Source organism: Achromobacter sp. ACM01, from assembly GCF_014851745.1.
In the GTDB taxonomy this organism is placed as follows: Bacteria; Pseudomonadota; Gammaproteobacteria; order Burkholderiales; family Burkholderiaceae_B; genus Achromobacter; species Achromobacter aegrifaciens.
The window spans coordinates 333,104-352,044 of record NZ_JACVAF010000003.1; the positions used below are offsets into that span (position 1 = coordinate 333,104).

16 protein-coding genes and 1 other RNA gene are annotated in these 18,941 nt (G+C 65.9%); 5 read left to right on the plus strand and 12 right to left on the minus strand.

Annotated features, from left to right (window positions below; genetic code table 11):
• Nucleotides 1-2: 2 nt before the first annotated feature.
• The 5 genes from IB268_RS16355 to gyrA are packed head-to-tail and all read right to left on the minus strand — an operon-like array spanning nt 3 to nt 6,912.
• Nucleotides 3-905, minus strand: a complete 903-nt coding sequence (locus tag IB268_RS16355; RefSeq protein ID WP_192354525.1) for a prephenate dehydrogenase/arogenate dehydrogenase family protein — start codon at nt 903-905, stop codon at nt 3-5.
• Nucleotides 902-2,023 carry a histidinol-phosphate transaminase gene (gene hisC / locus IB268_RS16360; protein ID WP_054451323.1) on the minus strand — a complete coding sequence of 374 codons (1,122 nt, stop codon included), beginning with the start codon at nt 2,021-2,023 and terminating at the stop codon, nt 902-904. Before hisC ends, IB268_RS16355 begins: the two co-directional genes overlap by 4 nt.
• A gap of 11 nt (nt 2,024-2,034) precedes the next feature.
• On the minus strand, nt 2,035-3,120 hold the full coding sequence (gene pheA, locus IB268_RS16365) for a prephenate dehydratase (protein ID WP_054450886.1): 1,086 nt from the start codon (nt 3,118-3,120) through the stop codon (nt 2,035-2,037).
• Complete coding sequence (serC, locus tag IB268_RS16370; protein WP_054450883.1) at nt 3,113-4,243, minus strand: 3-phosphoserine/phosphohydroxythreonine transaminase; 1,131 nt, start codon at nt 4,241-4,243, stop codon at nt 3,113-3,115. Before serC ends, pheA begins: the two co-directional genes overlap by 8 nt.
• Nucleotides 4,243-6,912 carry a DNA gyrase subunit A gene (gyrA, locus tag IB268_RS16375; RefSeq protein ID WP_054450882.1) on the minus strand — a complete coding sequence of 890 codons (2,670 nt, stop codon included), beginning with the start codon at nt 6,910-6,912 and terminating at the stop codon, nt 4,243-4,245. Before gyrA ends, serC begins: the two co-directional genes overlap by 1 nt.
• A gap of 414 nt (nt 6,913-7,326) precedes the next feature.
• Between gyrA and ompA the strand changes: the two genes are divergently transcribed.
• From ompA to ssrA, 5 genes are all read left to right on the plus strand, one after another.
• Nucleotides 7,327-7,908, plus strand: coding sequence for an outer membrane protein OmpA (ompA, locus tag IB268_RS16380; protein WP_013392385.1), 582 nt, complete (start codon nt 7,327-7,329; stop codon nt 7,906-7,908).
• Between the two features lie 160 nt (nt 7,909-8,068).
• Nucleotides 8,069-8,794, plus strand: a complete 726-nt coding sequence (gene ubiG, locus IB268_RS16385) for a bifunctional 2-polyprenyl-6-hydroxyphenol methylase/3-demethylubiquinol 3-O-methyltransferase UbiG (protein WP_054450880.1) — start codon at nt 8,069-8,071, stop codon at nt 8,792-8,794.
• Nucleotides 8,791-9,465, plus strand: coding sequence for an HAD-IA family hydrolase (locus tag IB268_RS16390; protein WP_192354526.1), 675 nt, complete (start codon nt 8,791-8,793; stop codon nt 9,463-9,465). Before ubiG ends, IB268_RS16390 begins: the two co-directional genes overlap by 4 nt.
• A 341-nt stretch (nt 9,466-9,806) precedes the next feature.
• Nucleotides 9,807-10,985, plus strand: a complete 1,179-nt coding sequence (locus IB268_RS16395) for an MFS transporter (RefSeq protein WP_119450907.1) — start codon at nt 9,807-9,809, stop codon at nt 10,983-10,985.
• Nucleotides 10,986-11,076: 91 nt separating this feature from the next.
• Nucleotides 11,077-11,465: a transfer-messenger RNA gene (ssrA, locus tag IB268_RS16400) on the plus strand.
• Between the two features lie 74 nt (nt 11,466-11,539).
• Here the strand turns inward: ssrA and IB268_RS16405 are convergent.
• The 7 genes from IB268_RS16405 to IB268_RS16435 form a co-directional block, all read right to left on the minus strand.
• Nucleotides 11,540-11,950 carry a Zn-ribbon domain-containing OB-fold protein gene (locus IB268_RS16405; protein WP_192354527.1) on the minus strand — a complete coding sequence of 137 codons (411 nt, stop codon included), beginning with the start codon at nt 11,948-11,950 and terminating at the stop codon, nt 11,540-11,542.
• Between the two features lie 2 nt (nt 11,951-11,952).
• Nucleotides 11,953-13,110 (minus strand): acetyl-CoA acetyltransferase, encoded by a 1,158-nt coding sequence (locus IB268_RS16410; protein ID WP_119450909.1) that lies wholly within the window; start codon nt 13,108-13,110, stop codon nt 11,953-11,955.
• 40 nt (nt 13,111-13,150) lie between these two features.
• Complete coding sequence (locus IB268_RS16415) at nt 13,151-14,290, minus strand: acyl-CoA dehydrogenase family protein (RefSeq protein WP_054450868.1); 1,140 nt, start codon at nt 14,288-14,290, stop codon at nt 13,151-13,153.
• 30 nt (nt 14,291-14,320) lie between these two features.
• On the minus strand, nt 14,321-15,850 hold the full coding sequence (locus IB268_RS16420) for an AMP-binding protein (RefSeq protein WP_054450866.1): 1,530 nt from the start codon (nt 15,848-15,850) through the stop codon (nt 14,321-14,323).
• A 19-nt stretch (nt 15,851-15,869) separates the two neighbouring features.
• Nucleotides 15,870-16,730: a MaoC/PaaZ C-terminal domain-containing protein gene (locus IB268_RS16425; protein ID WP_125472805.1), complete on the minus strand. Its 861-nt coding sequence runs from the start codon at nt 16,728-16,730 to the stop codon at nt 15,870-15,872.
• Between the two features lie 51 nt (nt 16,731-16,781).
• Entirely contained in the window at nt 16,782-17,765 is a 984-nt protein-coding gene (locus tag IB268_RS16430; protein WP_192354528.1) for a tripartite tricarboxylate transporter substrate binding protein, read from the minus strand.
• Nucleotides 17,766-17,847: 82 nt separating this feature from the next.
• Nucleotides 17,848-18,813, minus strand: coding sequence for a tripartite tricarboxylate transporter substrate binding protein (locus tag IB268_RS16435; RefSeq protein WP_054450858.1), 966 nt, complete (start codon nt 18,811-18,813; stop codon nt 17,848-17,850).
• Nucleotides 18,814-18,941: the final 128 nt, after the last annotated feature.

Sequence of the window (18,941 nt, forward strand, 5' to 3'; positions counted from 1 at the left end):
AGCTACTCCTTGCGCCAGTTGCGGCGGGCGCGGGCCGCCGTGTCCAGCAGCGTCAGCAAAGCCGCGCCATCGCCATCGGCAATGGCGCGTTCGGCACGATCCAGCACCGTGCGCACGTCGGCCAGTTCGGCCAGCATGGCGTCGCGGTTGGACAGAAAAATGTCGCGCCACATCTCGGGCGAACCCGCGGCGATGCGCGTGAAGTCGCGAAAACCGCTGCCCGCCAGCGCCAGGCGCGTGGAAGCATCGGTGGCCTCGGCCACTTGCTCCATGTACACCGCCGATAGCAGATGCGGCAAATGGCTGACCGAAGCCAGCACGCGGTCATGGGCGTCGGCGTCCATGTCGATCACGTCCGCCCCGCAAGCCTGCCATGCCCGGCGCACCAGCTCCAGCGAGGCCGCGCCATTCTCGACCAGCGGCGTCAGGATGACGGTGCGCTTGCGGTACAGCTCGGCATCGGCCGCCTCCGGTCCGGTGCGCTCTGCGCCGGCGATGGGATGGCCAGGCACGAACTGCGCGATCCGGTCGCCCAGGGCGGCGCGTGCGGCCTCGACCACTTCGGCCTTGGTACTGCCCCCATCCGTCAGCACGGTATCGGAGCGCAGATGCGCGCGCATGCGCGACAGCACGTCGCCCAGCCCGCCCACTGGCGTCGCCAGCAGGATCAGATCGGCGTGCGCCGCGGCATCCTCTGCGGAAGCGGCTTCGTCGATCAGCCCTAGTTCAACGGCGCGGGCCAGCGATTGCGCGTTGCGCCCTACCCCAAGCACCCGGCCCACCTGCCCCGCCCGGCGCAAGGCCGCGGCGAAGGATCCGCCGATCAGGCCCACGCCTACTACGGCCAATACAGGAATCAGGGGGCCAGCGGCCCCCTGATCGGATTTCGGTGACGCGTCGTTCATGCGGACAGGATGGCGCTCAAGGCTTCGATGAACCGCTCGTTTTCCTGCGGCAGTCCGATGGACACCCGCAGCCACTCCGGCAAGCCGTCGCCGGCAACCGGGCGCACGATCACGCCGCGCTTGAGCAGCTCCAGGTTGATGCGCGGGGCGTCGCCCACATGCACCAGCACGAAGTTGCCGTAGCTGGGCACGTAGCGCAGCTTCAGGCGCTCGAACGCGGCGCACAACTGCGCCTTGCCCGCCTTGTTGGAGGCATAGGCCTCTTCCAGGTAGGCCGCGTCGCGCAACGCGGCGATGGCCGCGGCCTGCGCCAGCGTATTGACGTTGAACGGCTGGCGCACGCGATTCAGCAGATCCGTCAGGGCCGGCTGCGCCACCGCGAAGCCCACGCGCAGCCCCGCCAGGCCGTAGGCCTTGGAGAAGGTGCGCGACACGATCAGGTTGGGATAGCGGCGCACCAGCGCGGTGCTGTCGAAGCGGAACTCGGGATCGAGGTACTCGTTGTAGGCCTCGTCCAGGACCACCGTCACGCGATCGCCGTGGGCGGCGTGGACGCGCTCCAGGAAGGCCGCGACCTGGTCGCCCGGCACGAAGGTGCCGGTGGGGTTGTTCGGGTTGGCGATGAACAGCAGCCGCGTATCGTCGGCGATGGCATCGAACATCGCATCCAGGTCATGCCCGTAGTCCTTGGCCGGCACCACGATGTGGCGGGCGCCGCGCGCCTGGGTGGCCAGGCGGTAGACCGCGAACGAGTGCTGCGCATAGACCGCCGACACGCCCGGCTCCAGCAGCGCCAGCGCCGCGATTTCCAGGATGTCGTTGGAGCCGTTGCCCAGCGTGACCCAGCTCATCGGCACGCCGTAGCGTTCAGCCAGCGCCGACTTCAGGTCGAAGCCGTTGGGATCGGGATAGCGCGCCAGCGACTCGGCCGCGGCCAGCATCGCCTCGCGCGCCGACTTGGGCATGCCCAGCGGGTTTTCATTGGACGCCAGTTTGACGATCCCGGCCGGGTCCAGCCCGAATTCGCGGGCCAGTTCTTCGATGGGCTTGCCGGCCTGGTAAGGCGCGATGGCGCTGACGTGCGCCGGAGCAACGAGGGGCTTGGATGCGGTGGTCATGTCGGAAGGGCTCACGGCGCCGGGTAGGAACCCAGCACTTTCAGGTAGGCAACCTGCGCCTGCAAGGCGGCCAGGGCGCGTTCGACGTTCGGGTCATTGCGGTGACCCAGGACGTCCACATAGAAATAGTATTCCCACTGGCCGGTGCGGGCCGGCCGCGACTCGAAGCGCGTCATGGACACGCCATTGGCCGCCAGCGGCGCCAGCATTTCGTAGACGGCGCCAGCGCGGTTCGGCACGGCCAGGATCAGGCTGGTCTTGTCCTTGCCGCTGACCAGCGGCTCGATGTTGCCGATCGCCAGGAAGCGCGTGCGGTTATGTGGGTCGTCCTGAATGCCCGCGGCCACGATCTGCAGGTTCCAGGCGGGCGCCGCCACTTCACCGGCGATCGCCGCGATGCTCGGGTCGCCCGCGGCAGCGCGCGCGGCCTCGGAATTGCTGGACGCGGCCACGCGGGCCACATCGGGATAGTTGCGCGTGAGCCAGCCCTGGCACTGGGCCAGCGCCTGCGGATGCGCGGAAATCGTCTTGATGCCGTCCATGCTGCCGGACTGCGACATCAGGCAATGGCGAATGACCAACGAACGCTCGCCCAGAATCTTCAGCGGCGTGTTCAGCAGCAGGTCCAGGCTGCGGTTGACCGCGCCTTCGGTGGAGTTTTCGACCGGAACCATGCCGACGTCGGCCTGCCCCGCCTCGACGGCGCGGAAGACTTCGTCAAACGAAGCGCAAGGCAGCTTCTGCACGGCGTGGCCGAAATGCTCCTGCGCCGCCTGTTCCGAGAACGAGCCCTGCGGTCCCAGGAAGGCGACCGTCATGCCGCGCTCCAGGCCGCGGCAGGCCGAGATGATTTCGGTCCAGACCGCGGCCACGCCAGCGTTCGGGAACGGGCCGGGATTGGTCTGCTGCAGGCGGCGGATGACCTCGGCTTCGCGCTCGGGGCGCAGCACGGGGCCATCGGCATTCGCGGCGTGCTTGGCCTCGCCCACTTCCAGCGCGGCGCTTGCGCGCTGCGTCAGGAGGTCGAGGATCTGGGCGTCCAACGCGTCGATGCGCTGACGCAAGGGGAGCAGCTTGCGCTGCAGATCGTCATCCATAGCGACGCTCGAATTCCTTGAGGTACTCGACCAGCGCCGTGACCCCAGCCAGGGGCACCGCGTTGTAGATCGAGGCGCGCATGCCGCCCACGCTCTTGTGGCCCTTGAGCTGCGTCAGGCCGGCCGCGTCCGCGCCTTGCAGGAAGGCGTCGTTGAGCGATTCGTCGCGCAGCACGAACGGCACGTTCATGCGCGAGCGCACCGGTGCGTGGATGGGATTGCGGTAGAAGCTGGTGCTGTCCAGATAGCCGTACAGCAGATCGGCCTTGGCCTTGTTCGCGGCTTCCATGCCGGCCACGCCGCCATTGGCCTTGACCCACTTGAAGACCAGGCCGGCGACGTAGATGGCGAAGGTGGGCGGCGTGTTGTAGCGCGAATGCTCCGCGGCCACGTTGGCGTAATCGAACGCGGACGGGCAGATCGGCAAGGCGTGGCCGATCAGGTCGCGGCGCGCGATGACCATGGTCACGCCCGCCGGGCCGGCATTCTTTTGCGCGCCGGCGTACATCATGCCGCAGCGCGTCACGTCCATCGGACGCGACAGGAAATGCGAGGACGCGTCGACGACCAGCGGCACGTCGGGCGCGCCCAGCGCGGCGGTGTCGGGCCAGTCCATGAACTCGACGCCGCCGATGGTTTCATTGCTGCACAGGTGCAGATAGGCCGAATCCTGGCGCACTTGCCAGGTATCGACCGGCGGCACCCAGGTCAGCGGCGCCTGCTCGCGGCCATCCAGCTGGATGGCCTGCTCGCTGCTTGCCGCCACATGGGTGCTGCCGTAGCGGCCGGCTTCCTTGTACGAACGCTTGGACCAATGGCCCGTCACGACGAAGTCGGCCGCCGGCGTACCGCGGCGTCCCATGAGATTCATGGGAACGATGGCGTTTTCCCCGGAACCGCCGCCCTGCATGAACATGACGGCGTAGTCCGCCGGCAGTCCGAGCAGGTCGCGCAGATCGGACTCTGCTTCATCGCAGATCTGCACGAAATGCTTGCCGCGATGGCTCATTTCCATCACGGACATGCCGCTGCCGTGCCAGTCCAGCATTTCCGCAGCGGCTTGCTGCAGCACCACCTCGGGCAAGGCCGAGGGGCCTGCCGAGAAGTTCCAGGGGCGGGCCATTATTGCTCCGTAGGTTCCGTCGAATCCGTCGAGTCCGCAGCGCCGTTGTCGTCGCCGCCGTCCGCGTCCTGGCCGTCTTCGCCCAGGTCGCCGTCATCGTCCGCATCGCTTTCCACGACGCGGCGCACGCCGGACAGAGAGCTGCCGTCGTCGACGTTGATGAGCGTGACGCCTTGCGTGGCGCGGCCCATTTCGCGGATTTCAGAGACGCGGGTGCGCACCAGCACGCCGCCGGTCGTGATCAGCATGATCTCGTCCGAAGGCATGACCAGCACCGCGCCCACGACCTTGCCGTTGCGCGAGCTGGTCTGGATGGCGATCATGCCCTTGGTGCCGCGGCCGTGACGCGTGTACTCGGTGATCGGGGTGCGCTTGCCGTAGCCGTTTTCGGTGGCGGTCAGCACGCTTTGCGTTTCGTCGCCAGCCACCAGCAGCGCGATGACGGTCTGGGTGTCTTCCAGCATCATGCCGCGCACGCCGCGGGCGTTGCGGCCCATCGGACGCACGTCGTTCTCGTCGAAGCGCACGGCCTTGCCGGCGTCCGAGAACAGCATGACGTCATGCTGGCCGTCGGTCAGGTCGGCGCCGATCAGGTAGTCGCCGTCGTCCAGGTCCACGGCGATGATGCCGGCCTTGCGCGGGTTGGAGAAGTCGGACAGCGGGGTCTTCTTGACCGTGCCGCGCGAGGTCGCCATGAAGACGTAGTGGTCTTCGCTGAATTCCTTGACCGGCAGCACCACGGTGATCTTCTCGCCTTCGGCCAACGGGAACATGTTGACGATGGGCTTGCCGCGCGAGTTGCGCGTGCCTTGCGGCACTTCCCAGACCTTCAGCCAGTACACGCGGCCGCGGTTGGAGAAGCACAGCAGGAAGTCGTGCGTGTTGGCGATGAACAACTGGTCGATCCAGTCGTTTTCCTTCATGGCCGTGGCCTGCTTGCCGCGTCCGCCGCGCTTTTGCGAGCGGTACTCGGACAGCGGCTGGCTCTTGATGTAGCCGCCGTGCGACAGGGTCACGACCATGTCGGTCGGCGTGATCAGGTCTTCGGTGTCGAGCTCGGTGGCGTTGAGTTCGATTTCCGAGCGGCGCGTATCCTTCGCGCCGGTCGAGAACTCCGCCTTGATGGCCTGCAGCTCTTCGCCAATGATCGTGGTGATGCGCTCAGGACGCGCCAGGATATCCAGCAGGTCGGCGATGGTGGACATGATGTCCTTGTATTCGCCGACGATCTTGTCCTGCTCCAGCCCGGTCAGGCGTTGCAGGCGCATGTTCAGGATTTCCTGGGCCTGCGTGTCGCTCAGACGGTACAGGCCGTCGCCCTGGAGGCCGAACTCGGCGCCCAGGTCGTCCGGACGGAAGGCCGCGCGGCCTCCCGGCGTGTCGCCGTCGGCGCGCGACAGCATTTCGCGCACCAGCGACGAATCCCACGACTTCGCCATCAGCTCCTGGCGCGCGACCGGCGGAGTCGGAGCTGCCTTGATGATGGCGATGAAATCGTCGATGTTGGCAAGCGCGACGGCCAGGCCTTCCAGCACGTGGCCGCGTTCGCGGGCCTTGCGCAGCTGGAACACCGTGCGGCGCGTGACCACTTCGCGGCGATGCTGCAGGAAGTAGTCGATCATCTGCTTCAGGTTGAGCAGGCGGGGCTGGCCGTCGACCAGCGCCACCAGGTTCATCCCGAAGGTATCTTGCAGCTGCGTGTTCTTGTAGAGGTTGTTCAGGACAACCTCGGGAACCTCGCCGCGCTTGAGCTCGATGACCAGGCGCATCCCGTCCTTGTCGGACTCGTCGCGGATGTCCGAGATGCCTTCGATCTTCTTGTCGTTGACGAGCTCGGCGATGCGTTCCTGCAGCGTCTTCTTGTTGACCTGGTAGGGGATCGCGTCGACCACGATGGCCTGGCGGTTGCCCTTCTCCATGTCCTCGAAGTGGGTCTTGGCGCGCATGATGACGCGGCCGCGACCGGTGCGATAGCCTTCGCGCACGCCGGACATGCCGTAGATGATGCCGCCAGTGGGGAAATCGGGGGCCGGGATGAGCTCCATGAGCTCATCGACCGAGCAGCCCGGATTGCGCAGGCAGTACAGGCAGCCGTCGACCACTTCCTGGAGGTTGTGGGGCGGAATATTGGTGGCCATGCCCACCGCGATGCCCGAGCTGCCGTTGACCAGCAGGTTGGGCAGGCGCGACGGCAACAGCAGCGGTTCTTGTTCGCTGCCGTCGTAATTGGGGCCGAAGTCCACCGTTTCCTGGTCGATGTCGGCCAGCAATTCGTGGGCGATCTTGGCCAGGCGAATTTCGGTGTAACGCATCGCCGCGGCGTTGTCGCCGTCGATCGAGCCGAAGTTGCCCTGGCCGTCGACCAGCATGTAGCGCATGGAGAAATCCTGCGCCATGCGGACGATGGTGTCGTAGACGGACTGGTCGCCGTGGGGGTGGTATTTACCGATGACGTCCCCGACGATACGCGCCGACTTCTTATAGGCGCGGTTCCAGTCGTTGTTCAGTTCGTGCATCGCGTAGAGCACGCGCCGGTGGACAGGCTTGAGGCCGTCCCGCACATCCGGTAGCGCCCGCCCGACGATCACGCTCATCGCGTAATCGAGGTAACTGCGGCGCATCTCTTCTTCCAGCGATACCGGAAGCGTCTCCTTGGCAAAGGAATCCATATATATAACGACAGAATCGTGTAAGGAGGAACCCGGGCCGGGTAAACAGGAAATTCTATCATCCGATTCCCGCGGCGGTCAGAAGGCGCTCCCCAAGCGGCGCCTCGACCGGCCGGACGGGAAGATATGGGGCGGCGACCAACCGCGCGTCCGCCCGCGTCCCGCGGCCCTGTTGTCAAAAACCAACATGGAAAACCGAAGGAGCGCCGAAAACGTCATATCCAGCGCCAATGCGCCTCTCCAGGGAAGCCAAAGCCCCCCAAATGCCTTAAGATTGTTTCCAGCACGCAGGAAACCCAGTAGCTATTCCTTTGAACCAGCTCTTGGCGTTGCTATACTGGCCCCGTTTTCCTGATATGCGGCGGGGGTTCGCTGCGAGTCACTTATCCAGCTTCAAGCTCAACGAGGAGAAACATGAACAAACCCTCCAAATTCGCTCTGGCGCTCGCCTTCGCCGCCGTCACGGCCTCTGGTGTAGCTTCCGCGCAAACCGTGGACAACTGGCGCAACCCGTTCGGTGACGTTTGGAAGAACGGCACGAACGAACTGTGCTGGCGCGATGCATTCTGGACCCCGGCCACCGGTATCCCCGGTTGCGACGGCGTGCCGGTTGCACAACAGAAGGCGAAGCCGGCCCCGATGGCGGCCAAGGTCGTGTTCAATGCTGACACGTTCTTCGACTTCGACAAGTCGACGCTGAAGCCCGAAGGCCGTCAGCTGCTGGACCAAGTCGCCCAGCAAGCTCGCGGTATCGACCTCGAAACCATCATTGCTGTGGGCCACACCGACTCGATCGGTACCGAAGCCTACAACCAGAAGCTGTCCGAGCGCCGCGCCGCTTCGGTCAAGACCTACCTGGTCAGCAAGGGTATCGACCCGAACCGTATCTACACGGAAGGCAAGGGTGAGCTGAACCCGATCGCTTCCAACAAGACGAAGGAAGGCCGCGCCCAAAACCGTCGCGTTGAGATCGAAATCGTGGGTAGCCGCAAGTAATTGCTGGACTAGCTACAATAAGGGGGCCTCGCATAGCGAGGCCCTTTTTTTCGCCAGCCACGCACCAAAGCGGTGCAGGGCTGCGCCGCCCCTCCCTCGCCCGGCGCGATGGACCCCTCTATATATAGAGTCATAGAGTCGCCTTACGCTGAACCTGCCCATGACTACGCAAACCCACGATACCGCCCGCCCCATCAACGCCGACCAGGCTGAAATCGACAAGTTCGGCGCCCTGGCCAGCCGCTGGTGGGATCCCGAAAGCGAGTTCAAGCCCCTGCACGCCATCAACCCGCTGCGGCTGGAATGGATCCAGGAATGCGCAGGCAGCCTGGCGGGCAAGAAGGTGCTGGACGTGGGCTGCGGCGGCGGCATCCTGTCCGAAGCCATGGCGCGCAGCGGCGCCGAGGTGACCGGCATCGACCTGGCCGACAAGTCCCTGAAGGTGGCTCGCCTGCATGGCCTGGAATCGGGCGTGAAGGTGGAGTACCGCAAGGTTCCGGTGGAGGAACTCGCAGCGGAACAACCCGGCCAGTACGACGTGGTGACCTGCATGGAAATGCTGGAACACGTGCCGGATCCGGCGTCCATCGTGCGCGCCTGCTCGACCCTGGTGAAACCGGGCGGCTGGGTGTTCTTCTCGACGCTGAACCGCAATCCCAAGTCCTTCCTGTTCGCCATCGTGGGCGCGGAATATGTCCTGCGCCTGCTGCCGCGCGGCACGCACAGCTATGACCAGTTCATCAAGCCCAGCGAGCTGTCGGCAGCCGCGCGCGGCGCCAACCTGGAACCGGTCAGCATGCGCGGCATGGAATACAACCCGATCACCCAGATCTACACCCTGTCGTCCGACACCTCGGTCAATTACCTGATGGCTACCCGCAAATGAGCGCCCTGATCCTGTTTGACTTCGACGGCACGCTGGCCGACACCGCCCCCGACCTGGCCGCCGCAGCCAACCGCCAGCGCACCCGCAAGGGACTGGAACCCATGCCGTACGCGGCCCTGCGCCCGGTCGCATCCCAGGGCGCCCGCGGCCTGCTGCGCGTGGCGCTGGACCTGAAGCCGGGCGACGCCGACTACGAGCCCACCCGGCTGCAGTTCCTGGAAGACTACGCCGCCGGCTCCACCGTCCACAGCAAGCTGTTTCCCGGCATCGAAGCGCTGCTGGCGGACATCCGCAACCGCGGACTGTCCTGGGGCATCGTGACCAACAAGGTCACCTATCTGACCCTGCCCATCGTCGAATACCTGGACCTGACGCGCGACAGTGCCGTCCTGGTCTGCGGCGACACCACGGCTCACGCCAAGCCGCACCCGCTGCCGCTGCAGCACGCCGCGCGCGAAGCCGGCTTCGCCGTAGACCGTTGCGTCTATGTCGGCGACGATCTGCGCGACATCCAGGCCGCGCACGCGGCGGGCATGCCGGCGGTCGCGGCCGCTTACGGCTACGTCGGCGAAGACGACAACATCACGGCCTGGGAAGCGGAAACCTGCGCCAATTCCCCCGCGGAACTCTGGTCCGCCATCCAGCCGCTGCTGCCCAGCGACCTGCGGTAAGCCTGCCTGACCGGGCCGCCACGCGGCCCGGCTCCTGTCTTGCTGTTGTTCGCGAAAATTAGTTGAGTTTCCCGAACAATATTTCCGAAACCAGGGCCTTTATCCTGAAACCAAAGTCACTTAAAGTGTGGCTTATGCAAGGCATGCGGGTGCTTCCCGATTGCCTTTTCCGGCTGATGCCGGAGGTTGCGGACACCGCCGTCCGCCACTGATCCCTGCCACGGCGCCCTTCGGCCCCGTTGCTCTGCCCGGCATTCAGGCCGGCGCACACCTGACCTTTTTTAGACCGCCCACAACGCCCCCCGCGCGCCGCCTTGCCGCGTCGCGCCAGAGGAATGCCTATGCTATTGCCCATCCTGTTACTTTCCGCCGCCGGCTTCACCATCCTGACGACAGAGTTCCTGATCATCGGGCTGCTGCCCGGCCTGGCCCGCGACCTGAACGTCACCGTGTCCCAGGCCGGCCTGCTGGTATCGCTGTTCGCCTTCACGGTGGCGGCGACCGGTCCGCTGCTCACGGCGCTCATGGCCAACATAGAGCGCAAGCGCCTGTTCATTGGCGTGCTGGTGCTGTTCGGCCTGTCCAACGCCCTGGCGGCCGTCGCGCCGAACATCTGGGTCATGGCCGTGGCGCGCCTCGTCCCTGCCCTGGCTCTGCCGGTGTTCTGGTCGCTGGCCAGCGCCACGGCCGTGGAACTGGTCGGCCCGGCGCGCGCCGGCCGCGCCATCTCCATGGTTGCCTTCGGCATCGTCGCGGCCACGGTATTCGGCATCCCCATCGGCGTGCTGATTTCCGACGCCTTCGGCTGGCGCGCCGCCTTTGGCGTGCTGTCGGCGGTGGCGTTCGCCAAGGCCCTGCTCTTGCTGTTCGCCTTCCCCAGCACCCGCATCCGCGCCGACAGCGTCAAGCTCATCACGCAGCTGCGCATCCTGCGCAACCCGATCGTGGTCGGCCATGTGCTACTGTCGCTGCTGGTTTTCACCGGCATGTTCACGGCCTACACCTACCTGGCGGACATGCTGGAGCGGCTGGCCGGTTTCAACGGCCAGATCGTCGGTTGGACGATGATGGCATTCGGCGCCGTCGGTTTGATCGGCAACACCCTGGGCGGCCGCATGGTGGACCGCAGCCCCCTGGGCGCGACCGCCTTGTTCTCGGCGCTGATGGCGGCAGGATTGGCCGTGATCGCCCCCGTGATGCAGTCGCACGGACTGCTGGCCGTGGCGCTGGGCGTCTGGGGCATTGCGCAAGCCGCGCTCTTCATCGTCTGCCACGTGCGGCTGATGAAGTCCGCGCCGGAAGCGCCGGCCTTTGCCGCGTCCCTGAATATCTCGGGCGCCAACACCGGCATCGGCCTGGGCGCCGTGGTCGGCGGGTACGTCATCGACAACTACGGACTGGCCTCGCTGGGCTGGGCCGCGGCCGTCATCGTCGGCATCTCCGTGGTCCTGGCCTTCGCGCTGATGGCGGCTTCGCGCCCGCGCCGGGAGCCCAAGGCGGCCTGCGCCAACGCCGTGTGACGGCCCGCCTGTATCGTCTGCGCCACGCCCGGGCATGGCGGCGCAGACGATGCAGCAGGCTATGGCGTTTCCCAGTACAATAGATCCTCTTGGGGCCGATCCGGATTCGACGTGGGTCGCGAAACAACTCAGGGCATGCCGAGCACCAGTACGCTCGTTAAACCACTGGAACACTACAAACGCCAACGACGAGCGTTTCGCTCTCGCCGCTTAAGCGGTGAGCCGCTGCACTGATCTGTCCTTGGGTCAGGCGGGGGAAGGCAACTTCCTAGGGGGGCAACCCTCGAACCGCAGCAGCGACATTCACAAGGAATCGGTTTGAACTGGGGTCACACGGTTCAAATTTAAATTACGTGAATCGCTCTGGTCCGGCCTGTCGGTTGGCTAAGTCCAGGGTTAAAACCAAATAAATCGACTACGCATGTAGAACTGGTTGCGGAGGGCTTGCGGACGGGGGTTCAATTCCCCCCGGCTCCACCAAATACCGCAGAAGGCCGGTCTGATTCAAAGTCAGACCGGCCTTTTTTATTTGCCTGCGCCGGCCGGCGCTGTGCTCACACCTCCAGCCTGAACTGCGGCAAGCTGATCTCGTCCGACACCTGTTCGAAACACACCCGCACCCGGCTTCCTATCCGGACCGCCTCGGGCGGGGTGTCGATGATGTTGGCCATCATGCGCACGCCTTCGTCCAGGTCGATCATGGCGACCACATATGGCACTTTTTCGCTCAGGGCGGCATTGCTCGGGCGCCGGTTGACGGTGTAGGTGTAGACGGTGCCCAGTCCTGCGGAGTCGATCCACTCGATGTCGTCGGACAGGCAGGCGGTGCAGAATTCGCGCGGATAGAACTGGCGCGTCTTGCAGCAGGCGCATTGCTGGATGACCAGGCGGCTTTCCTTCGCCGCATCCCAGTAAGGCTGGGTGATCCGGGTCGGTTGCGGCAGCGGGCGTTGGGCGAGTTCCATGGTCAGACTCCGAGTATCAGGGTGGTGTTGCAGGAAAAAACCAGGCCTGGCGCGTGCACCAGGGCCAGTTCGGCGCGGGGCAGCTGGCGCTCGCCGCATTCCTTGCGCAATTGGTGCACGGCCTCGAGCAGCAGCAGCATGCCGAACTGGCCGGGATGGTTGTAGGACAGGCCGCCGCCCGAGGTATTGATGGGGAAGTCGCCCCCCGGAGCCAGGCGTCCGTCCGCCACGAAGGCCCCGCCCTCCCCGCGCTTGCAGAAGCCCAGTTCTTCCAGCGACTGGATCACGCCGATGGTGAAATGGTCGTAGATCTGCACCACGTCGATGTCGGCGCGCGTGACGCCGGCCATGGCGAGCGCGGCGTCGGCCGTCTGCGCCACATTGGTGTCCAGCCAGTCCGCCGTGTTGAAGGGCGTGTAGTGGTGCGAGAAGGATTCGGCGATGCCCATCACGTAGACCGGCGGCCGCTTGAGCTCTCGCGCTCGCGCCGCGGACGTGATGATGACCGCACCGCCGGCGTCGGTCACCAGGCAGCAGTCACGCTGGCGCAAGGGGTCGGCAATCAACTTGGACGCCATGACTTCCTCGATCGAGGTGTCCTCGCGGCGGTAGGCCTTGGGGTTGAGCTGCGCCCATTTGCGCGCCGCCACCGCCACTTCGGCCAGGTCCTTGTGGGTGGTGCCGTAGCGCTGCATGTGCAGCTGCGCCACCATCGCGTAGTAGCCGATAGGGCTCAGCTGCCCATACGGCGTGATGAACTGTCCGCGCGGCATGCGCATGTCTTCGGGCGTGCCGCCCACCTTGCGCGTGCCGTCCGACAGCTGGGTGCTGCCGTAGGCCACCAGCGCCACCTCGCACATGCCGGCCTCGATGGCGGCCATGGCGTGGCGGATGTGCATGACGCTGGACATGCCGCCCACGCTGGTCGAATCCACATAGCGCGGCCGTATGCCCAGGTATTCCGCCAGGTGCAGCCCGGCGAACTTGTCGTCCACGTGCGCGAACACGCCGTCGACGTCCTTGAGCGTCAGGCCGGCATCGCGCAGCGCGCGGGCCGCTGCCTGCGCCTGCAGGTCCAGCGAGGTCATCCCGGGCACTTTCCCCAGGTCGGATTCGGCGGCGCCGACGATGGCAACCGATTTCGAGAGATGCTTGCTCATGTAGGGATCTGTTCCTGTCGAAGTCGAAGAAGAAGAAAGTTCAAAGCGTCCGTGCGATCAGCTCTCGCATCACTTCCGAGGCGCCGCCGTAGATCCGGTTGGGCCGCACGTCGGTGTAGGCGCGGGCGATGGGGTATTCACGCATGTAGCCGTAGCCGCCGTGGAACTGCAGCAGGTCGTCGATGGCGCTGGTGGCTTCAGATGCCCACAGCTTGGCCATGGCCGCGCCGCCGGCATCGAGCTCGCCATCCAGGTATTGCTGCACGCAACCGTCGACAAAGGCGCGAGTGGCGGCGGCCAGGGTCTTGATGTCTGCCAGCTTGAAGCGGATGTGCTGGTTGTCGATCAATGCCTTGTCAAAGGCGCGCCTGTCCTTGGTGTAGTCGACGGTCCATTGCAGCGCGCTTTCCAGCGCCATGGCGCAGCGCACCGCGATCATCAGGCGCTCGCGCACCAGTTCCTTCATCAGATAGCCGAAGCCCTGGCCTGGCTCGCCCAGCATGTCCTCGTCCGGCACGAACATGTCCTGGAAAAAGAGTTCGGCCGTGTCCTGCGCCTTCTGCCCGACTTTGTCCAGCAGGCGTCCGCGCGTGAATCCGGGCGTCGCGGTATCGACCCAGAACAGGCTGATGCCGCGCGCGCCGGCTGCCGGATCGGTCTTGGCCACCACCAGCACGCGGTCGGCATGGAAGCCGTTGGTGATGAAGGTCTTCTGGCCGTTGATGACGTAGCCGCCCTGCGCGCGGACCGCCGCGGTGCGTATCGCCTTGACGTCGCTGCCCGCGCCCGGCTCGGTCATGGCGATGGACGCCACGATATCGCCCTGGGCCATGCCGGGCAGGTCGCGCTGCTTCTGGCGCTCGGTGCCGAAGTTCAGCAGATACGGCGCGACGATATCGGAATGGGTGGTGAAGCCGGTGACGCCGGTGGCCAGCGCACGGGCGATCTCTTCCACCACGATGATCGTGTGCAGGAAGTCGCCGCCGCCCCCGCCGTATTCCTCGGGCGTGCTGGGCAGCAGGATGCCGGCCGCGCCGGCCTTGCGCCACAGTTCGCGCGGCACCAGGCCTTCCTGTTCCCATTGGTAGTGATGCGGCGTGATCTCTTGCGCGATGAAGCGCGCCACGGTGTCGCGGAACAGGTCATGCTCCGCCGAGAAAAGCTTGCGCTGCCGATTCATGCTGCCTCCTGATCTTTCATGGCGGGCCGCCTAGGCTTGCGGCCAGTAACGTTGCTTGACCAGGCGCTTGAGCAGCTTGCCGGTCTCGGTGCGCGGCATGTCGCTGGAAAAGTCCACGCTCTTCGGGCACTTGATGGGCGAGATCCGGTCGCGGCAATAGTCGATCAACTGCCGCGCCAGGTCGGGGCTGGCCGCGGCCGGATCGCGCAATTGCACGACGGCCTTGACCTCCTCGCCGAACTCCGGGTTCGGCACGCCGACCACCGCTACGTCCGCCACCGCGGGATGCGTGCTCAGCAGGTTCTCGGCTTCCTGGGGATAGATGTTGACGCCGCCCGACACGATCATGTTGGACAGGCGGTCTGTCAGGTACAGATAGCCGTCCTGGTCCAGATAGCCGATATCGCCGTAGGTGGCCCAGCCGCGCGCGTTGTAGGCGCCGCGCGTCTTGGCCGGGTCCTTGTGGTATTCGAAGGAGCCGCCGCCGGAAAAATAGATGACGCCTGGCTGGCCCGGGGGCAGTTCGTTCAGCCCGTCCTCGCTCATGATGTGGGCCTGGCCGAACTCCGGCCGGCCGACCGAGCCGCGGTGCGCCAGCCACTCATCGGAGCCCAGCGAGGTGCGTCCCACCAGTTCGGTGCCGCTGTAGTACTCGTACAGGATCGGCCCCCACCACGCGATCATGGCTTCCTTGACGTCGGCGGGACACGGCGCGGCCGCATGCACGGCGTAGCGCAACGTGGACAGGTCGTGGCGCGTGCGCTCCTCCTGCGGCAGGCGCAGCAAGCGGATGAACATGGTCGGCACCCATTGCGAATGCGTGACGCCATGGGTGGCGATGGCCTCCAGCGCAGCGGCCGCGTCGAATTTTTCCATCATCACGCAGCTGCCGCCCGCCCGCAGCGCCGCCATATTCCAGCGCACCGGGGCCGCGTGATAGAACGGCGCGGTGGACAGATAGACGGTGTCGCGGTCGAAAGCTTTCCAGGCGCTGCTGGGCGCATCGCCAACGCGGAAATAGCGGTTGGCCACCGACAGCGGGCGCTTGATGCCCTTGGGCAGCCCGGTGGTGCCCGACGAATACAGGAAGTCCGTGCCTTCCGGGGTTTCAGGCAGGGCCACGTCATCGGCGTAGCGGCCGATCCAGTCTTCGTACGGGATTGCGCTGGCGTCCGCGCCGTCCATGCTGACGCGCAGCACGCCGCGCGCATCCAGCTCGTCCGCATCCGTTTCGGCCTGCGTGTGACCGGAATAGAACAGCACCCGCGCGTCGCAGTTTTCGATGATGTAGCGCGCTTCCTCGCGCTTGAGGTGGCGGCTGATGGTGGTGTAGTACAGGCCGACGCGGTGCGCGGCCCACAACAGTTCGAAGAAGCGCGGATGGTTTTCCAGGAATACCGCGATCACATCGCCGGATTGCAGGCCGGCGTCCAGCATGGCCGCCGCGCATTTGCGGCTGCGCAGTTCCAACTCGCGCCAGGTCACCGTGGTGCCGGACGGAATCATGCGGTAGGCGATGCCATCGGGCATCTCCCGGGCATGGGCTTCAAGTACTGACATGGTTCACCTCTGGTTTTTCTCAATGCGCCAGGCTGGCGGCGCCGTGGCTCAGCACCACCGTGCCGCGCTCGTGGGCCAGCGCGCGGAATTGCAGGCGGTCGCCGTCGCGCCAGATCTCCACGCGCAGCGTTTCGCCCGGGAAGAACGGCGCGGAAAAGCGCGCGGCGATGGCGCCCAGCCGTTGCGGCGCCGCCGGCGCGCAAGCCTGCAGCAAGGCTCGCGCCGCCATGCCGTAGGTGCACAGGCCATGCAGGATGGGCCGGTCGAAGCCGGCGGTGCGCGCCATGTGCGGCAGCGCGTGCACCGGATTGAGATCGCCGTTCAGGCGATAGAGCAACGCCTGCTGCGGCAGCGTGGACAGCAGCACGACCTGATCGGGTTCGCGTTGCGGCGTGGCCGGCAATGCCTCGGGCGGCTCGTCGCCCTGGCCGAAGCCGCCATCGGCGCGGCAGAACGACACATGCTCCACCGTGGCCAACGGCGCGCCGCTCTCAGCATCCGAAATGTCGCGCACAGTGACTACCAGCGCACCCTTGCTGGCGCCTTTGTCCACGACGCGCGTGATGCGGGTCTGGCTGCGCACCGCGCCGGCCGCGGCCAGCGGCGCATGGAAGGTCATGCGGTGCTCGCCGTGCAGGATCTTGACCCAGTCTATGCCGGTGGCCGGATCGGCGGCCCAGCCATTGGGCGCGCCGATGGTGGCCAGGAAAGTCGGCACCACGGCCGTCCCGTCCTCGTGCACGTAGCGCAGCTCGGCTTCATCGGCCGGATCGCTGCCGTAGCCCAGGCCCAGCGCGTAGATCATGCAGTCGCGCGCGCTGTAGCGGTCGACGCGGTCCTCGAACTTCCAGTTGCGCAGGTTTTGATAATCGATTGCCATGGATCATGCCTCCCTACGCATGCCGGCGGCGCCAGGCCGCCGGCATGCTGGTCATTCCGCCTTGATGCCGGCGGCCTTGATGATTTTTTCCCAGCGGTCTTTTTCCGACTGGATGAAGCTGTCGAACTCGGCCGGCGTGCCGCCCAGCGGAATGCCGCCCTGCTGCGCCAGCTGCTTTTTCACCTCTTCATCGGCCAGGACCGCGTTGAGCTCCTTGTTCAACCGCGCGACCACCGCTGGCGGCGTGCGCGCCGCGACCAGCACGCCCAGCCAGGCGCCGACGTCGACATCGGGATAGCCTTGCTCGGCCAGCGTCGGCACGTCGGGCAGGATCTGGCTGCGTTCGCGGGTGGTGACCGCCAGCGCCCGCAGCCTGCCCGCCTTGACCAGCGGCGCCACGGTGATCACGTTCTCGACCGTGAAGTCGACCTGGCCTGCGACCAGGTCGTTGGTCGCGGGCGCGGCGCCCTTGTAGGGCACGGTGACAGCGGTGAAGTCCAGGCGGTTCTTCAGCAGCTCGCCGCCCAGGTGTCCGGACGTGCCGATCATGGAAACCGCCATGGACAGATTGCCCTGCTTCTTGCGGGCATAGTCGCGGAACTCGGCCAGCGTCTTGACCGGCGCGTTGGCGTTGACCACCAGCGCGTTCGGCATGGTGATGATGCGGATCACCGGGGCGAAGTCGGACATGGCATACGGCAGTTTGCTGTACAGCGTGTAATTGACCGCGTTCGGGCCGCTGCTGCCCATGACCATCGTGTAGCCGTCGGGCTCGGCGCGCAGCAGGCCTTGCATGCCCAGGATGCCGGCCGCGCCTGCCATGTTTTCCACCACCACCGGCTGGCCGAGCCGCTCCGACAGCTTCTTGCCTATCACCCGGCTGGTGATGTCCAGGATCCCGCCGGGCGAACTGGGCGCGATCAGGCGCAGGGGCTTGTTCGGATAGTCATCGGCCGCGTGCGACATCTGCGGCAAGGTCATTGCGGTCATCAGGCCGGCCAGCACTGCCAGCGTGTATCGCCTGCGTGTGTTCATGTATGTCTCCTGATTGGTCTTGTGTCCGCGGGCTTGTGGCGCCCGCTGTCTCGAATCCGGCAAACGGACCCGTTGCCGCGCGTCAGTCCACCTTCATGCCGGTGGCATCGACCACGCCCTGCCACTTCTTCACTTCGCTCTTCAGGAAGGCCCGCGCCTCTTCGGGGCCGCCGGTCAGGGGCCGGGCGTAGATCCGGTCCATGAATTCCTGGACATCCGGCTGCTTGTTGATGTCGGCCACGGCATCGGCCAGCGTCTTCAGGACCGGCGCCGGCACCTTGGCGGGGGCCGCCATGAAGTACACCGCTTCCACGTCGTAGCCCTTGAGGCCGGCTTCCTCGATGGTGGGCAGGTCGGGCATCGCCTTCATGCGCTCGCGCCCGGTGACAGCCAGCGCCTTCAGCTTCTTGGACTGCACCAGCGGAATGGCCGTGGAAACGCTGCCGAACATCATGTCCACGGTGCCCGACATCAGGTCCACCTCGGCCGGCGACACGCCCTTGTAGGGCACGTGGGTCATGTCGACGCCGGCCATGACCTTGAACAGCTCGCCCGCCAGGTGAATGGACGAGCCCATGCCGGCCGAGGCGAAAGTCAGCTTGTTGCCGCCGGCCTTGGCCTTGCTGATCAGGTCGTCGACACCCTGGATGCTGGAGCCGGGCGGCACCACCAGGATGTTGGGCGTGGAGGCCACCATGCCTATGGGCATCAGGTCGCGCTCCCAGTCGTAGGGGTTGCGCTTCATGGCGGCGTTGGCCGCCACATAGTTGGCCGCCATCGCGATGGTGTAGCCGTCGGCCGGGGCCTGCGTCAGCGCCTGGATCGCGATGTTGCCGCCCGCGCCGGGGCGGTTTTCCACGATGAATGTCTGGTTGAAACGTTCGCCGAGCTTTTTGGCGTACAGGCGGGCGAGCAAGTCCGTGGCGCCGCCGGGCGCGAAGCCCACGTACACCCGCACCGGCTTGTCCGGATAAGCGTCGGCCCCGCTGGCTGCGCCTGCGGCAGCCAGGCTCAGTACCGCGGCCAACAATCCCTTCAACATTGCCATGAGTCGATCTCCTTCCGCTTTTTTAGAGATATGGGAATGCCGGGCCAACTTATTCCGACATGCCGAACAGTATAACGACGTGCCGATATTAATTGTCAAGAATTCCGGTGGTGTGTATATTTGTTCGG

What these genes read in the sequence shown, in the direction of transcription:
- IB268_RS16355 (WP_192354525.1), bottom strand. Translation starts at nt 905, where the DNA reads ATGAACGACGCGTCACCGAAATCCGATCAGGGGGCCGCTGGCCCCCTG.
- hisC (WP_054451323.1), bottom strand. Translation starts at nt 2,023, where the DNA reads ATGACCACCGCATCCAAGCCCCTCGTTGCTCCGGCGCACGTCAGCGCC.
- pheA (WP_054450886.1), bottom strand. Translation starts at nt 3,120, where the DNA reads ATGGATGACGATCTGCAGCGCAAGCTGCTCCCCTTGCGTCAGCGCATC.
- serC (WP_054450883.1), bottom strand. Translation starts at nt 4,243, where the DNA reads ATGGCCCGCCCCTGGAACTTCTCGGCAGGCCCCTCGGCCTTGCCCGAG.
- gyrA (WP_054450882.1), bottom strand. Translation starts at nt 6,912, where the DNA reads ATGGATTCCTTTGCCAAGGAGACGCTTCCGGTATCGCTGGAAGAAGAG.
- ompA (WP_013392385.1), top strand. Translation starts at nt 7,327, where the DNA reads ATGAACAAACCCTCCAAATTCGCTCTGGCGCTCGCCTTCGCCGCCGTC.
- ubiG (WP_054450880.1), top strand. Translation starts at nt 8,069, where the DNA reads ATGACTACGCAAACCCACGATACCGCCCGCCCCATCAACGCCGACCAG.
- IB268_RS16390 (WP_192354526.1), top strand. Translation starts at nt 8,791, where the DNA reads ATGAGCGCCCTGATCCTGTTTGACTTCGACGGCACGCTGGCCGACACC.
- IB268_RS16395 (WP_119450907.1), top strand. Translation starts at nt 9,807, where the DNA reads ATGCTATTGCCCATCCTGTTACTTTCCGCCGCCGGCTTCACCATCCTG.
- IB268_RS16405 (WP_192354527.1), bottom strand. Translation starts at nt 11,950, where the DNA reads ATGGAACTCGCCCAACGCCCGCTGCCGCAACCGACCCGGATCACCCAG.
- IB268_RS16410 (WP_119450909.1), bottom strand. Translation starts at nt 13,110, where the DNA reads ATGAGCAAGCATCTCTCGAAATCGGTTGCCATCGTCGGCGCCGCCGAA.
- IB268_RS16415 (WP_054450868.1), bottom strand. Translation starts at nt 14,290, where the DNA reads ATGAATCGGCAGCGCAAGCTTTTCTCGGCGGAGCATGACCTGTTCCGC.
- IB268_RS16420 (WP_054450866.1), bottom strand. Translation starts at nt 15,850, where the DNA reads ATGTCAGTACTTGAAGCCCATGCCCGGGAGATGCCCGATGGCATCGCC.
- IB268_RS16425 (WP_125472805.1), bottom strand. Translation starts at nt 16,730, where the DNA reads ATGGCAATCGATTATCAAAACCTGCGCAACTGGAAGTTCGAGGACCGC.
- IB268_RS16430 (WP_192354528.1), bottom strand. Translation starts at nt 17,765, where the DNA reads ATGAACACACGCAGGCGATACACGCTGGCAGTGCTGGCCGGCCTGATG.
- IB268_RS16435 (WP_054450858.1), bottom strand. Translation starts at nt 18,813, where the DNA reads ATGGCAATGTTGAAGGGATTGTTGGCCGCGGTACTGAGCCTGGCTGCC.